This is a genomic window from Kitasatospora sp. NPDC059646 (assembly GCF_042734615.1).
Lineage (GTDB): Bacteria > Actinomycetota > Actinomycetes > Streptomycetales > Streptomycetaceae > Kitasatospora.
This window is the reverse complement of record NZ_JBHWDS010000020.1, coordinates 71,928-86,564: the sequence shown is the minus strand read 5'-3', so window position 1 is coordinate 86,564 and position 14,637 is coordinate 71,928. Positions and strand designations below refer to the sequence as shown.

The following is a 14,637-nucleotide window of genomic DNA, read 5'->3' as shown; positions in this document are numbered from 1 at the left end:
GGTCGAACCGACTTTCGCTTCCGGTCCACCGGTTGGGACGCCGCGGGTGGCTTGTTTGGGTACTGCTGCGGGGCGGGTGCGGCGCATACGGTCGGGTGTGGCTGCCGGTCGGCAGCCGGCAAGTCTCTCGCCAGGAGGACGGATGACCACCGCCGCGCACCCCGAGGCACCCGACGCGCAGCCGCTGGTTCCCCTGCACTGCCTGCTGCGCGCCGAGCCCGGCCCGCCGAGGCTGGCGGCGCTGCCGACCGGCACCCCGGTGTGGGTGCTGACCCGGCACGCGGACGTCCGGCAGGCGCTCGCGCACCCCGGCTTCGGCCGGGCCTCGCTGTACGCGCCGGACGCGCCGCCGCTGACGTTGACGCCGAACATCCTGGACGACCCGGCCTCGATGCTGAACAGCGACGGGCCGGACCACCAGGCGATCCGCCGCACCGTCCAGCGCGCTTTCACGCCACGGGCGATCGAGCGCTGGCGGCCCTGGGTGGACGGCGTGGTGCGGGAGTTGGTGGACGACCTGGTCGCCTCGGGCTCGCCCGCGGAGGTGGTCGGGGGCCTGACCAAGCCGCTGCCGGTGCGGGTGATCAGCCGGCTGATGGAGCTGGAGGGCCTGGACATCGACCGGCTCGGCCACTGGAGCGACCACGCGCTGTCCACCACGGCGTACACGGCGGAGGAGATCCGGACCGCGATCGGGGAGTTCAGCGAGTTCGGGTACCGGCTGGTGCTGGCCCGCCGGGAGAAGCCCGGTGAGGACCTGGTGAGTTCGCTGGTCCAGGCCGCCGACCAGACCGGCGGGGTGAGCGAGGCCCAGCTGACCTCGCTGACCATCGGGCTGGTGATCGCCGGCCACGAGACCACCATGACCAGTTTCGGCAACGCCCTGGTGTACCTGCTGGACCCGCAGCACGCCGACGCCTGGCGGCGGATCGGCGAGGACCTGTCGGCGGCGACCGCGGCGACCGAGCAGATCCTGCGCACCGTCCCGCTCGGCGACCGCACCAGCGCCCCCGGGCAGCTGCGCCGGGCCGTCACGGACGTCGAGATCGGCGGGGTGACCATCCCCGAGGGCGCGATCATCGCCTGCGACAGCGCCTCCGCCAACCTGGACCCGGAGGTCTACCCGCCGGGCCCGGTCGACCTGTTCGCGCCGCTCGGCACCCCGTCGCTGACCTTCGGCGCCGGGCCGCACCACTGCCTGGGCGCGTGGCTGGCCCGGATGGAGCTCGAACTCGGCCTGCACCACCTGGCCCGGGTCCTGCCCGAGCTGCGCCTGACCGCGCCGGTCGAGGAGATCGCCTGGCGCACCGGCCTGCTGACCCGCAGCCCGCTGCGCCTGGAGGTGTCCTGGTGAGCGCCGACCAGGTCGCCGTGACGGTCGATCAGTCCCGCTGCATCGGCAGCGCCCTGTGCACCCGCACCGCCCCGGACGCCCTCGCCCTCGCTCCCAACGGGCGCGCCACCCCGCTCCACCCGACGGCGGCCCCGTCCGAGGAGCTCACCGAGGCCGCCGAGATGTGCCCCGTCGAGGCCATCGCCGTCCGCCACGCCGCCACCGGCGAACTCCTGGCGCCCGTCTGGTAGGCCGCCGCCGCGCCCCTGGCCCGGAGGAACCCCGCCTCCGGGCCGGGGCCGCTTCGCACGGCGCCGGGTCAGTCCCACCACAGGACGGTCGTCAGGCCCGGTGGGCCGCGTCCGCGCAGCAGCCGCGCAGGGCCTCGAACCGGCGCCGGAGGTACGGCGCCGGGTCGGCGGAGAGCCGGGCGGGTCGCCGGGTGACGGCCATGCCGTCCGGTGCGGCGTGGCCGTCCAGCGGGTTTCAGTCGAGGCGCAGGGCGCGGAGCTTGACGGCGGCTCGGCGGAGGGCGGCGCGCGGGGCGGTGTCGGTGTCGGGGCGGGGGTGGAGGCCGGCGAGGCGGGCGATGCGGTCGGCGACCTGGGTGACCGTCAGCCGGTCGGTGTGCAGGTGGGTGGCGAAGGCGGGTTCGGCGAGGCGGTGCAGGCAGTCGTCGAGGCGGCGGACGGCGAAGCTCTCGCCGTGCGGCGGGGCGGGCAGGCGGGCGAGGCGGCGCAGGTGGTGGACGGGTTCGCGTTCGGCGAGCCGGCGCAGCACCGTGGCGCGGTCGGCGAGCAGGGTGAAGTGGCGTACGTCGTGGCCGAGTTCGCGCAGGCGGCCGACGGTTTCGGTGAAGTACGCCGGTTCGGTGACGGTCATCGGGACGATCAGCGGTCCGGGGTGGCGGCGGGCGGCGAGGTCGAGCATGTCGACGGTTCCGGTGCGCCAGGCGGGGAGGTCCTGGAAGTCGCCGCGCAGGGCGGGCGGCAGCATGCGGTGCAGGCCGAAGCCGAGGTGTTCGGGGTCGCAGACGGCGGCGCCGGCCAGGCGGCGCGCGAGGTTGTGGGCGGTCTGCGTCTTTCCGCCGCCGAACGGTCCGTTGATCCACACCAGCATGCGCCGTGCCCTCCGGTCGTTGTCGGTCTGCCGGTCTGTCGCCCTTGCGGTCGCACGGGGCCGTGCCGGTCCGTTCATGCCCGCGCCGGGACGGCGTGCGGGAAGTCGAAGAGCCCGTCCGGGTCGTAGGCGGCCTTGGCGGCGGCGAGCCGCGGCAGGTTGGCGCCGTAGTAGGCGCGGGCGTGGTCGGTGAGTTGCGGGTCGGCGTAGTTGACGTAGGCGCGGTCGCCGGCCCACGGGCGCATGGTGCGGCGCAGTTCGCGCAGCCAGCGGGCGGCGTCGTCCAGGACGGCGGTGGGGGTGCCGGGGTCGTACGTGCAGTGGTACTGGGCGGAGAACAGGGCGTCGCGGTGGGCGAACGCGGTGGCGTCGCGCGGGACGCGGCCGACGGCGCCGCGCAGGCTGTCCAGCAGGACGTAGCCGGTGCCGCCGGCCGCGGCGCGGCGGGTGACGGAGGCGACCAGGGCGTGGACGCCGGCGGGCGGCAGGTGGACGGGGAAGAAGTGGGAGGTGGCGACGAACGGCGGGCGCTCGATCACGGCGTCGGGGCCCCGGCCGGTGAGGCGCAGCTGGGCGACGCTGCCGGGGATGCCCGTCATCGACATGATCATCTCCCGGTAGGAGACGACCCGGTTGCTCTGCTCGACCGGGGGGACGCCGACGGCGGCAACCAGTTGCTCCGCCACGTCGAGGCGCTGGCCGAGCACGTACAGGTGGGCCTGGACGGTGCACCCGGCCGTCCCGCCGGCGTCCAGCCCGAGGCAGGACCACACCTCGTCCGGCCGGTCGGGCGCCCAGCGCTGCCAGGCGTCCAGGACGCGTTCGGCGTCGCGCCAGTTCCACTCCAGGGAGGCGGTGGTGATCGCGGTGGTGGGGTGGGTGCGGAAGGTGAACCCGGTGACCACGCCGAAGTTCCCGCCGCCACCGCCGCGCAGCGCCCAGAACAGCTCCGGTTCGCGTTCGGCGGAGCACTCCCTGATCCGGCCGTCGGCGGTCACCACGACGGCGGAGGCCAGCCGGTCGCAGGTCAGCCCGTAGGCGCGGCAGACGGATCCGATGCCGCCGCCGAGTGTCAGCCCGGCGATGCCGACGGTGGGGCAGCTGCCCGCCGGGATGCTCCGGTCCTCGGCGAGCAGCGCGTCGTAGACGTCGATGAGCAGCGCCCCGCCGCCGACGGTGGCCGTCCCGGTGGCGGCGGAGCCCTCGGTGGTGACGGTGTTCAGCGCGCTCAGGTCGAGCGTGATGCCGGGGCTGGTGGACCAGCCGCCGTAGCAGTGCGTCCCGCTGCGGGGCGCCAGCGGCAGCCGGTACCGGCGGGCGAAGGCGAGCGTCTGCTGCACGTCCTCGATCCGCCGGGCGAGCACCACCGCCTGCGGGCGGATGTCGAAGCGGGAGTTGTACGGCAGCCGGGCCACCTCGTAGGCGCCGTCGCCGGGGCGCACCACGTCGCCGTCGAGGTCGCGGGCCAGCCCGTGCCAGTCTGCTGAGGTCGTGCGCGTCGGCTTCATCCTGCCGATTCTCACCCGACTCCGTCAGCGGGCGCCACCGTCAACGGGCTTTTGTCGTTGCGGTGTTGACGGTGGCGGCCGGCTCTGCCCGGCGGCGTCGGGTCAGCTCGTCCAGCAGCCGCCGCTCCTCCGCCTCGGTGAGCCCCTCGCTGCCGGCGGCCGGTCCGCCGCGGGCGGTGTCCCAGGCGAGCGTGTCGGCCAGGGTGTCGGCGAGCGGACGGAGCGTCAGGCCGGCCGCCAGCGCGCGGGAGACGTCGACCCGGTTGATCGCCGCGCAGGCGGGGTCGCCGATCCACATCGGCACGCCCATCCACGGGTCGACGCCGGCCGCGAGCAGTTGCTCGGTGCCGACCCGGACCGGCTCGGCGTCGGAGTTCGCCGCTGCCCGGCAGGCGGCGAAGAACTCACCGAACGTCAGGGTGCGGCCGGTGACGTTGAAGACGCCGCCGCGCTGTTCCTCGACGCACCCGAGGAGCCACTCCGCCAGGTCGCGCACGTCGATGAACTGGGCGGCGTCGGACGGGTCGCCCGGGAGCAGCACCCGGCCGCCGCGTCGGAAGCGGCGCGGCCAGTAGGCGAACCGGTCGGTCGGGTCGTGCGGTCCGACGATCATGCCGGGGCGGGTGACGGTCGCCCGGTCGCCGTAGGCGTCGAGCACGATCCGCTCGCAGGCGGCCTTCCGCGCGCCGTAGAGCTGATCCGGTGCCGGTTCGCCATCGAGGTCGAGCAGTTCGCCGTCCTCGTCCTGCACGGTGGCCTGGTCGGCGAGGACCGACAGCGAGGAGACGAAGACGTACCGGCCGACCCGGTCGCCGAGGGCCGTGACCGACCGGCGGACCACCTCCGGCTCGTAGGCCGCGACGTCGAACACGGCGTCCCACCGCCGCCCGTCGAGCGCGGACAGGTCGGCGGTGCGGTCGCCGATGACGGTCTCGGCGTCGGGGAAGAGTCCGGGCGCGGTCGCGCCGCGGTTGAAGAGCGTCACGCGGTGCCCCGCGGCCAGGGCGGCCTCGACGAGGGTGCGGCCGACGAAACGCGTGCCACCCAGCACGAGCAGGCTCAGCGGGCGGCGGGTAGTGCTCTGCATGGTCGAAGTACTCCGGGATGGTGGAAGCGGCCCGGGCCCGCCGGCGGCAGAAGCCTGCTCAGTCGGCGCCCGGTCAGGGACGGTGACGGAACTCGCTCCCGGCAACCATGAACCTCACCCTCTCGGTACTGCTTCGGCGTGGCACTGCATCCGGTCGCGGGCGAAGGTAGCACAGGGCGCGCCGGAAGATCCGGGCTACCGGCCGAACGAGCCGTGCACCGGGGGCTCCTGACGGTCTGTGATGATCGGGGCGGCGGGGCACGCCGTCCGACGGAGCACAATCACCGTTCACGAACGACCCGGATGTTTCAATGCGGAGGCCCACCCCGTCTCGTGCTCCAGGAAGAAGACCATGTCGTCATCCACCGTGCGCCTGCTCGCCGTCGGCACCTGCCTGTTCGCCGTCGGCGCCGCCGGCACCACCGCCGCCGCCGCTCCGCAGCCCGCCCACCGCAGCGCGGTCCACCGGGTCCGTCCGCAGACCCTGACCGACCTCCGGACGTCCATGCGCGGCGAAGCCTTCGCCCACGCCTCCTACACCTTCTACGCCGACCAGGCGGACCGGGAGGACCTGCCCGACGTCGCGGACCTCTACCGCCGCACCGCCCACGTGGAACTCCACGAGCACTTCCACGAGGAGGCGCTGCTCGCCGGCGCGATCGGCGACGAGATCGCGAACCTGACCTTCTCCGCCGCCGGAGAGGCCGACGAGGCCAGCTCGATGTACCCGCGGTTCGCCCGGGAGGCCGAGCAGGACGGCGACCACGAAGCGGCCGCCCTCTTCGCCGAGATCGCCATGGACGAGGCCGCGCACAACGCGGCCTTCACGGCCGCGCTCCGGTTCCTGCAGACCGGACAGGGCCAGGTCCCGGCGCCGCCCCGGGTCGACCCGGTGCCGGTGCCCGCCGGTCCGCCGCAGGTGCACGCGGCCCGCACCCTGGCCAACCTGGACACCGCGCTGCACGGCGAGGCGCTGGCCTTCGCCCGGTACACCGTCTTCGCCGAGCAGGCCGAGCAGGCCGGCGACCAGCAGGTCGCCGACCTGTTCCGCGGCACCGCCGCGGTCGAGCTGCACGAGCACTTCGCCGGTGAGGCCGTCCTGTCCGGCTTCGTCGGCGACACCCGCGGCAACCTGCACAGGACCGTCGCCGGAGAGACCTACGAGGCGACCGTCATGTACCCGGCCTTCGCCGAACGCGCCCGGGAGGCCGGCGACACCGAAGCGGCGGAGCTCTTCTGCGACAACGCGGGCGACGAAGCCGGCCACGCCCGCGCGTTCGAGCAGGCTCTCGCCCGGCTCGACTGACCGCACGGCACCCGCCTTCACCGTCCGCCGGCGGACGTCCCGGCGTCCGCTGCGCCGAACGGCCCGGGTCGGGGGCGCGGGGCGGGTGCCTCTAGGCTGGCGGCCATGTGGAGACGGGATGTCCGGGAGTTCTTTCCCGGGGCGGGGTTCCGGGAGCCGGCCCGGGCGGCGGACCTCGCGGAGGCGGAGCGCCGGCTGGGGTCGGCGCTGCCGGCCGAGCTCGCGGAGTTGCTGGCCGAGAGCGACGGCGTGATCGGCCGCACCCACGTGGACACCGTCTGGAGCCTGGACCGGATCGTCGAGCAGAACCTGTTCGTCCGCTCCGACCCGGGTTTCGCGCAGCTCTACATGCCGTTCGACGCGCTGCTGTTCTTCGGCGACAACGGCGGCGGCGACCGGTTCGCGTTCGTGCGGACGCCCGAGCGCCCGGACGTCTTCGTCTGGGAGCACGAGTCCGACAGCCGCCGGTGGGTGGCGGGCAGCCTGCGCGACTACCTCGGCCGCTCGCTGCGCACCGGCGGCGACGACTGGTACCGGTCGTGACGCTCGTCCTCGCCTTCCGCGACGTCGGGACGCCGGACCTCGCCCGCCGCGGTCTCACCCCGGCCTCCGCCCCGCCCGCGGTGCTGCTGCTGGACGTCGAGGCCGACCTGTCCGTGGACGACGACGGCCGGACGGTGTGGAGCGAACCCGCCTTCCCGGTCGCCGAGTTGGCCCGCGAGCTGGCACTCCGGCTCCGCCTCCCGGCCGAGGAACGGACGGACTTCGCCTTCGACTCGATGACGTACGACGTCCCCGGCGCGGTCCGGATCGCGGCGACCGGGGACGGCTGGCGGGTCGGCTCGGTCTTCGCCCCGGACGCCTGGAGTTCCCCCTGCCCCTGGCCGGTGCCGGCCCGCGCCCTCACCGCGTTCACCGACTCGGTGCGGACCCGGGTGGCCGCGCTCGGCGCCGATCCGCACCTCGTCCCGGCCGCGGCCCGGCCCGCCACCGCAGCCTCCGCGAACGGAACGCCCTGCCGATGAACGACTCCGGCGTCTCCCTGGCGGTGGCCCTGCGCGACGCCCACTTCGCGCTCAAGGCCCTCGCCCGCACCTGGGCGGAGACCGCCCCGCCGGGCTCCGTCCGCAGCCGCGAACCGCTCGGCCCGACCTGGCAGTACGGGGACCTGCCGGACAGCGCCGCCTACCTCGACGGCCAGGCGCTCGACCTCGCCGACGGGCTGACCCTGACCGTCCACCTGTCCGTCGACTTCGCCGCCGCCGGCACGGACCTCCTCGCGGCCGTCACCGTCGAGGACCCGGAGGGCAACCTCGCGGAACTGCTCTCCACCGGCCCCGAGGAGTTCCCGGCGGGCACCGCGGACCTGGCCGCCGAGATCGCCCGCTGCCTGACCCGGCTGAGCGACCTGGACCTCCCGGCCGCACTCCGCCGACCCGCACGCACCGGCGAGGAGCCCGCATGACCGACGACCCGTGCCGACCCGCCGTGTTCTCGAACGGCTTCGCCGGGATGGGCGGTGACGGCGAGCAGCCGGTGGCGGACCGCTGCCGGTGCCTGCCGGTGGGGAGGAGCCCGCGGCGGCTGCGGTTCCACCGGGAGCGGCAGGACACGTCCGCCCCGGGCTGGCTGCGGCTGCTGGAGCTGATCGAGGAGGCGGCGGCCGACGGCCGGGAGGAGTTCCGGCCGCTGACGGAGCTGACCGCGGAGCAGCGCCGGCAGGTGGTGACGCTGCCGCCGACCATCGGCACGCTGACCGGGGTGCGGGAGCTGGTGCTGTACCGCTCGAACCTGGTCCGGATTCCGGCGGAGATCGGGCGGATGCGCAGCCTGGAGGTGTTCGAGCCGTACACCTCGTACCGGCTGCACTGGTTCCCGTACGAGCTGGCCCGGCTGCCCGCGCTGCGCGGCAGCACCGTCAGCACCCGGGCGCTGTACGGGAACGCGAAGTACCGGCCGGGGTTCCCCGCCCTGCCGGGGCCGGTTGACGGTCCGGCGGATCTCGGGGCCCTCGATCCCGGGGTGCGGGGTGCGACGGAGGTGCGGGCGTGCAGCGTGTGCGACGGACCGGTGGTGGAGCTGCGGCAGGCGTGGATCTCGCTGCACACCTCGGGCCACGACGTGCTGCCGCTGCTGGTGAACGCCTGCTCGGACGCCTGCCTGGCGAGCCTGCCGGCGCCGCCGGAGGGGTACCCGCCGGGCTGGCACCGGGGCGGGCCGGAGCCGGTGCCGCCGGCCCGGGGGCGGTGACGGGCGGTCGGCCGGGGCCGCCGGGCGGGTGGTTCGTGCGGGCGGCGGGCGTGGCCGGTGGAGGCCGGGAGGGTGGCGGCGGGAGGATCCGAGGTGCCGTTGTCCGCACGCAGAGCGGGGAGTTCCGCCGTGACCGCAACCGAGGATCCGCAGCAGAGGCCGCAGCACGAGCGGCGGGAGGAGCCGCCGGAGCGCGGGCCGGAGCCGAGTGCGGCGCCCTACCGGCATCCGGCCGCGGGGTGGGGTGCGGCGAAGTCGGTGGCGCGGGTGCTGGCGCGCACGGGCGAGTGGGTGGACGGGCCGCGGGCGGTTCTGAAGATGAACCACGAGGACGGCGGCTTCGACTGTCCGGGGTGCGCCTGGCCGGACGACTACAAGGGCCTGCACCTGGACATCTGCGAGAACGGGATCAAGCACGTCACCTGGGAGATGACGCGCAAGCGGGTCGGGCGGGAGTTCTTCGCCGCGCACACCGTCACGGAGCTGGCGGGCTGGAGCGACCACGCGCTGGAGGACCAGGGGCGGCTGACCGAGCCGATGGTGTACGACCCGGTCTCGGACCGGTACGTGCCGATCGGCTGGCAGCAGGCGTTCGAGCTGATCGGCGGGGAGCTGCGCGGGCTGGACGATCCGAACCGGGCGGCGTTCTACACCTCGGGGCGGCTGGGCAACGAGGCGACGTTCCTGTACCAGTTGCTGGCGCGTGAGCTGGGCACCAACAACCTCCCGGACTGTTCGAACATGTGCCACGAGGCGTCCGGCCGGGCGCTGACGGCTTCGCTGGGGACGGGCAAGGGCACCGTCGACCTGAAGGACTGGGAGGCCGCGGACGCGCTGTTCGTCCTGGGGGTGAACGCGGCGTCGAACGCGCCGCGGATGCTGACCGCGCTGGCGGACGCGCACCGGCGGGGCGCGCAGGTGGTGCACGTCAATCCGCTGGTGGAGGCGGCGGCGACCCGGACGATCGTGCCGCACGAGTTCGCGAACATGGCGCTGATGCGGGCGACGGCGACCAGCACGCTGAACCTGCAGGTGCGGATCGGCGGCGACCTGGCGCTGCTGCGGGCGATCGCGAAGGCGCTGCTGGAGCAGGCGGCGCACGATCCGCGGGCGCTGGACGAGGAGTTCATCGAGCGGCACACCGAGGGTTTCGCGGCGTACCGGGAGCTGTGCGAGCGCACGCCGTGGGAGGAGTTGGAGCGGCAGAGCGGGCTGAGCCGGGCGCAGTTGCTGGAGGCGGCGCGGGTCTACCGGGAGGCGGACCGGTCGATCTTCTCGTGGTGCCTGGGGGTGACGCAGCACGAGCACGGCGTGGACACCGTCCGGGAGATCGTCAACGTGCTGCTGCTGCGCGGGAACCTGGGCCGGGAGGGCGCGGGGCCGTCGCCGGTGCGCGGGCATTCGAACGTGCAGGGCAACCGGACCTGCGGGATCGACCACCGGCCGGAGCCGGCGTTCCTGGACCGGCTGGCGAAGGTGTGCGGGATCGAGCCGCCGCGCGAGCCGGGGTTGGACACGGTGGGCGTGATCGGGGCGATGGCGCGCGGCGAGGTGTCGGTGTTCGTCGGGATGGGCGGCAACTTCGCGCTGGCCGCGCCGGACACCGAGTTCACCTACCGGGCGCTGCGCAACTGCGAGTTGACGGTGCACGTGTCGACGAAGCTGAACCGCAGTCACCTGGTGCACGGGCGGCGGGCGCTGATCCTGCCGTGCCTGGGCCGCACCGAGCAGGACCGGCAGCGCGGCGGCCTGCAGGCCACGTCGGTGGAGGACTCGATGAGCATGGTGCACCTGTCGGTGGGGATGCGGAAGCGTCCGGCGTCGCCGCAGTTGCTGTCGGAGCCGGCGATCATCGCGGGCATCGCGCGGGCGGCGCTGCCGGACAGCGGGACGCCGTGGGAGTGGTACGTGGAGGACTACGACCGGATCCGCGACACCATGGCGAAGGTGCTGGACGGTTTCGAGGACTTCAACCGCCGGGTGCGGCTGCCGCTGGGCTTCCGGATCAAGCAGCCGGCCCGGGAGCTGGTGTTCCTCACCCCGTCGGGGAAGGCGGAGTTCTCCACGGCGCCGCTGCCGGACGTGCTGCCGCAGCCGGGCACGCTGGTGCTCGGCACGATGCGCTCGCACGACCAGTGGAACACCACGATCTACTCGGACGACGACCGCTACCGGGGCGTCAAGAACCTGCGCACGCTGGTCTTCATGAACCGGCAGGACATGCGCGAGCGCGGCCTCGCCGAGCTCGACCCGGTCGACATCACCGCGACCGCCCGGGACGGTTCGACGCGTTCGCTGCACGGCTACCTGGCCGTCCCGTACGACCTGCCGCGGGGCTGCGCGGCCGGGTACATGCCGGAGATGAACGTGCTGTGCGCGCTGGGGGACTACAGCAGCCAGAGCGACCAGCCGATCATGAAGCACCTGAACGTGGTGATCGACCCGGCCGCCCGCCCGGGGGCCGGGCCCGCGGCCGCCCTCAGCCCCGGCGCCACCACGCCCTGACGGTCCGCCAGGCGCCGCGCCCGGGGCGACGGCCGGGGCCGGAGCGCCCCGCGCCGTCCGCGAGCAGGGCCCGGCCGTCGAACCGGCCGCCGGGCGCCTCGATCGGTGCCTTCCGGTCGGCCTCGGCGAGCAGTTCGGCGTGGGCCGCGTACGAGGTGGCGCGCACCGCCTCCTCGTATCCGGCCAGCGCGCCGCTCAGTGCGGCCGCGGCGACCCCGCCGCGCCGGCGGACCGCGTGCAGGCCCAGCCCGATCGGGGTGAGGACCCCGACGAGCACCGCCAGCGTGATCAGATAGGGCCCCATCACCGCTCCGTCGTCCGTCCCGGCCACCGTCCGTCCGTCGAACGTACGGCCCGGGCGCGCGGTTCCGGGGCGGCCGTCAGGCGGCGGCGGGGAGGCCGAACAGCTCGGCGCAGGGGGCCAGGCCGGCGAGCCCGATGTCGGCCCGGCGGGTGGGCTCCCAGTCGGCGCGGTCCAGGCGGAAGCGCCGGGTGAGGGCGAACTCGCCGTGCCGGTTGTCGCGTTCGACGCCGTCGGGCAGGTAGCCGAGCTTCCGCGAGACGGCGATGGACGCGGCGTTGTCCGCGAACGAGGCGGAGATCGCGGATTCGGTGCCGAGACCGGCGAACGCGAGGTGCAGCATGGCGGCGCGGGCCTCGGTGCCCAGGCCGCGGCCGTGGTGGTCGATGCCCAGCCAGGAGCCGGACAGGATCTCCCGGCGGATCGCGAAGTCGCCGGCGCGCAGCGACTGGACGCCGACCGGCCGGCCGTCGTCGAAGACCACCAGCGGCAGCGCCCAGGCGTCGGGCGCCCAGTCGGCCTGGGACCGCCAGTGCGCCCTCAGGACGGAGCGGGCCCGTTCGACGGGTGTCTCGTAGGCCCAGTCGGAGCGGAACGGGCGGGTGCCGGGGACGACGACGCCGCGGGCGGCGACGTCGGCGAGTTCGGCGAGTTCGGGCTCGGTGGGCAGCCGCAGCTCCAGGCGCGGGGTGCGCACGCTCAGGCCGGCCAGCGGCCAGTGATCGGTCAGCATCGCAACAGTGTGCCCCCGGACGGGTCCTGGCGGCGCATCAATTCCGGGGGCCCGCGAGGAGCGGCCCGGAGGGTGGGCCGGCGGTCGGTTCGGTGGCATCGCACTCCGCCGGCACCGTCGGCGGTGCGGCGGTCGTCGCCGGCGCCGGCCGTCTCCGGTTACCCGTCAGGAACTTGACAAGGTTTCTGGTCTGGACCAATCTGAAGATCGAAGCGGCCGCGGCGCCCACTCCCCGGCGCCGCCCTTCCCCGCCGCTCCTCCCCCTTGCCCGGCCCCGCCGCGGGGCCGCCCGCCCCGGCCCGCCCCGGCCGGACCACGTGCCGTCCCGTCCCGCCGGGCCCCGACGTCCCGTCACCTTCCGCCTGCTCCCTGGAGGGGGTCTCCCGTGTCCGTGCCGTCCCGCCGCGCCCGTCTGTTCCGGGCCGCGACCGACCGCCCGTACTTCAGCAGCGACGGCGAGTCGTACCTCGCCCAGCACACCCTGCGCGAACTGGCCAAGTCCCGGCCGCTGCGGGTGCTCTCCGAGGAGGACTTCGCGCACTGGCAGACCTACGGCTACGTCATCGTCCGCGAGGCGGTGCCGGCCGGGCACGCCCGCCGGATGCTCGACTTCGCCTGGCAGTTCCAGGGCCTGGACCCGCACGACCCGGACGGCTGGTTCGCCGACCGGCCGTTCCGCTCCGAACTGGACCGGCAGCTGCACGTCTACGGCTTCGTCGAGGCGTACCACCACCAGTTGCTGTGGGACAGCCGGCAGAACCAGCGGGTCTACGACGCGTTCGTGGACGTCTGGGACTGCGAGGAGCTGTGGGTCACCCTGGACCGGCTCAACCTGAACCCGCCCAACCGGGGCAGCCGCGACCGGGCGCTGATCGACCCCGCCGGCCCGGGCTCGGACCTCCGGCTGCACTGGGACATCGACACCACGCTCGGCGTGCCGCCGCAGCGGGTGCAGGGCATCATCGCGCTCAACGAGACCTCGCCGGAGACCGGCGGCTTCCACTGCAGCCCCGAGCTGTTCCGCCGGTTCGAGTCGTGGCGGCTCGGCCGGCCCGCCCACCGCGACCCGTTCCGCCCGGACGTCGACCACGCCGAACTGCCCCTCGTCCGGCCGGAGCTGCACCCGGGCGACCTGCTGATCTGGAACGGCCTGCTGGCGCACGGCGTGGCCCGCAACCGGTCCGAGCAGGGCGTGCGCGCGGTGCAGTACCTGTCGATGATGCCCGCCCTGGAGGAGCACGAGCGGCTGCGCACGGCCCGCGTCGACTCCTGGCGGCACCTGCGCACCCCGCACGGGAACCGCACCCTGGTCGACGACCCGGTCCTGCCCGAGTCCGAGCGCTACCCGACCGCGCGCCTCACCGAGCTGGGCAGCAGGCTCCTCGGCCTCGTCTCCTGGTACGAGCCCGCGCCCGCCCCCGCCGGGACGTACCGCTGCGCCGCCTCCCCCTGACCCCGCACCGCTCCCGCCCGACGCACCGTCAGTTCCCGTCCGCCCCACCGGCGGCCGGGACCGCGGGCCGGTTCCCGAGCAGCAGGCCGCCGAGCGCGGTGCGGTGGTGCAGGACCGCCTTGCCGGCGCGGGTGGTGGAGATCAGCCCGGCTCCGCGCAGCGCCGCGGTGTGGGCGGAGACCGTCGCGGCGCTCACCCGCAGGAGCCGGGCCAGCTCGGTGGTGGTCCGGTCGTCGGCCAGCAGGTGCAGCAGGTCGGTGCGGGTCGCGCCGATCACCCTGGCCAGCGCCTGCGGCCCGTCACCGCCCGCGGGGCCGAGCGGGAAGCCGGGGCCGGCCGGGTAGGTGAGCACGACCGGACGGTCCGGCAGGTCGGACAGCAGCGGGCCGCCCGTCCAGTGGAAGCTGGGCAGCAGGAGCAGTCCGCGGCCGCCGAGGCGGATCTCCCGTGCGCGGCCCGGCAGTTCCCAGGTGCCGCCGTCCAGCCGGGCGCCGGGCAGCAGTCCGGCCAGCAGCGGGCCGGCGCCCGCCTCGGCGAGCTGGACGGCGCGCCGCACGAACTCGGCGTGGTGCAGGTCCTGCACCTGGCCCCAGACCGGTCCGAGCAGCGCCTCGAAGGCGGCCCGCTGCGCCCGGTGGAGCAGCTGCCGGGCCCCGGCGTCGCCGCGGCGCAGCTCCTGGATCCAGGCCGGCGGGGCCGTGCGCGCACCGGCGTGGACGCGTTCCAGTTCGGCGCGGAGCACCTCGGCGGGGGTCGCGCGGACCTGTTCCAGCGCGTCCGGGAGGGAGTCCGCCACCACGTCCAGGAAGCTCGGCGCCCGCCCGGCCGGGACCAGGTCGGCCAGCGGTTCGACGGCCTTCGGCAGGGTGCGCAGCGTCCGGCGCCGCCAGGCGCCGTGCAGCAGGTCGCCGTCCCGACGGCAGACCATCGCCAGGGCGGTGTTCAGCTCCTGGAGCGGCGCGGGCCGCGGTGCGAGGCGGACGCGGGCGAAGTCGTCCGGTGTGAAGTGGATCCGCAGCATGGTGCCCCCCGGTGTGTCGGA

Annotated in this window: 15 protein-coding genes; 9 read left to right on the top strand and 6 right to left on the bottom strand. The window is 75.0% G+C overall.

What is annotated here, in order from left to right; genetic code table 11:
- Nucleotides 1–142 precede the first annotated feature (142 nt).
- Nucleotides 143–1,354: a cytochrome P450 gene (locus tag ACFV1L_RS16800; RefSeq protein WP_380366518.1), complete on the top strand. Its 1,212-nt coding sequence runs from the start codon at nt 143–145 to the stop codon at nt 1,352–1,354.
- Nucleotides 1,351–1,584, top strand: a complete 234-nt coding sequence (locus ACFV1L_RS16795) for a ferredoxin (protein WP_380366516.1) — start codon at nt 1,351–1,353, stop codon at nt 1,582–1,584. Before ACFV1L_RS16800 ends, ACFV1L_RS16795 begins: the two co-directional genes overlap by 4 nt.
- A gap of 235 nt (nt 1,585–1,819) precedes the next feature.
- Here the strand turns inward: ACFV1L_RS16795 and ACFV1L_RS16790 are convergent, their stop codons facing one another.
- From ACFV1L_RS16790 to ACFV1L_RS16780, 3 genes are all read right to left on the bottom strand, one after another.
- On the bottom strand, nt 1,820–2,452 hold the full coding sequence (locus ACFV1L_RS16790) for an AAA family ATPase (RefSeq protein WP_380366515.1): 633 nt from the start codon (nt 2,450–2,452) through the stop codon (nt 1,820–1,822).
- A 74-nt stretch (nt 2,453–2,526) separates the two neighbouring features.
- Complete coding sequence (locus ACFV1L_RS16785; protein WP_380366513.1) at nt 2,527–3,960, bottom strand: FAD-binding oxidoreductase; 1,434 nt, start codon at nt 3,958–3,960, stop codon at nt 2,527–2,529.
- A gap of 40 nt (nt 3,961–4,000) precedes the next feature.
- A complete protein-coding gene (locus ACFV1L_RS16780; RefSeq protein WP_380366511.1) occupies nt 4,001–5,047 on the bottom strand; it encodes an NAD-dependent epimerase/dehydratase family protein in 1,047 nt (348 codons plus the stop codon).
- A 352-nt stretch (nt 5,048–5,399) separates the two neighbouring features.
- On the opposite strand from ACFV1L_RS16780, the gene ACFV1L_RS16775 reads away from it, so the two are divergent.
- The 6 genes from ACFV1L_RS16775 (at nt 5,400) to ACFV1L_RS16750 (ending at nt 11,108) form a co-directional block, all read left to right on the top strand.
- Nucleotides 5,400–6,353, top strand: a complete 954-nt coding sequence (locus tag ACFV1L_RS16775) for a ferritin family protein (protein ID WP_380366509.1) — start codon at nt 5,400–5,402, stop codon at nt 6,351–6,353.
- Nucleotides 6,354–6,458: 105 nt separating this feature from the next.
- The gene (locus ACFV1L_RS16770; RefSeq protein WP_380366507.1) at nt 6,459–6,896 is read left to right on the top strand and encodes an SMI1/KNR4 family protein; all 438 of its coding nucleotides are present in this window, start codon (nt 6,459–6,461) and stop codon (nt 6,894–6,896) included.
- A complete protein-coding gene (locus ACFV1L_RS16765) occupies nt 6,893–7,378 on the top strand; it encodes a hypothetical protein (RefSeq protein ID WP_380366506.1) in 486 nt (161 codons plus the stop codon). Before ACFV1L_RS16770 ends, ACFV1L_RS16765 begins: the two co-directional genes overlap by 4 nt.
- Entirely contained in the window at nt 7,375–7,818 is a 444-nt protein-coding gene (locus ACFV1L_RS16760; protein WP_380366504.1) for a hypothetical protein, read from the top strand. The genes ACFV1L_RS16765 and ACFV1L_RS16760 overlap by 4 nt, the downstream gene beginning before the upstream one ends.
- Complete coding sequence (locus ACFV1L_RS16755) at nt 7,815–8,603, top strand: leucine-rich repeat domain-containing protein (RefSeq protein WP_380366503.1); 789 nt, start codon at nt 7,815–7,817, stop codon at nt 8,601–8,603. The genes ACFV1L_RS16760 and ACFV1L_RS16755 overlap by 4 nt, the downstream gene beginning before the upstream one ends.
- 129 nt (nt 8,604–8,732) lie before the next feature.
- Entirely contained in the window at nt 8,733–11,108 is a 2,376-nt protein-coding gene (locus tag ACFV1L_RS16750) for an FdhF/YdeP family oxidoreductase (RefSeq protein WP_380366501.1), read from the top strand.
- Here ACFV1L_RS16750 and ACFV1L_RS16745 read toward each other — a convergent pair.
- Together ACFV1L_RS16745 and ACFV1L_RS16740 are read right to left on the bottom strand one after the other, a co-directional pair.
- Nucleotides 11,083–11,412: a hypothetical protein gene (locus ACFV1L_RS16745; protein ID WP_380366500.1), complete on the bottom strand. Its 330-nt coding sequence runs from the start codon at nt 11,410–11,412 to the stop codon at nt 11,083–11,085. The two genes, ACFV1L_RS16750 and ACFV1L_RS16745, sit on opposite strands and share 26 nt — an antisense overlap.
- A gap of 76 nt (nt 11,413–11,488) precedes the next feature.
- Nucleotides 11,489–12,142 carry a GNAT family N-acetyltransferase gene (locus ACFV1L_RS16740; protein ID WP_380366498.1) on the bottom strand — a complete coding sequence of 218 codons (654 nt, stop codon included), beginning with the start codon at nt 12,140–12,142 and terminating at the stop codon, nt 11,489–11,491.
- Between the two features lie 385 nt (nt 12,143–12,527).
- On the opposite strand from ACFV1L_RS16740, the gene ACFV1L_RS16735 reads away from it, so the two are divergent.
- Nucleotides 12,528–13,595, top strand: a complete 1,068-nt coding sequence (locus tag ACFV1L_RS16735) for a phytanoyl-CoA dioxygenase family protein (RefSeq protein WP_380366496.1) — start codon at nt 12,528–12,530, stop codon at nt 13,593–13,595.
- 28 nt (nt 13,596–13,623) lie between these two features.
- Here ACFV1L_RS16735 and ACFV1L_RS16730 read toward each other — a convergent pair whose 3' ends face one another.
- Nucleotides 13,624–14,616 carry an ArsR/SmtB family transcription factor gene (locus ACFV1L_RS16730; RefSeq protein ID WP_380366495.1) on the bottom strand — a complete coding sequence of 331 codons (993 nt, stop codon included), beginning with the start codon at nt 14,614–14,616 and terminating at the stop codon, nt 13,624–13,626.
- Between the last annotated feature and the right edge of the window lie 21 nt (nt 14,617–14,637).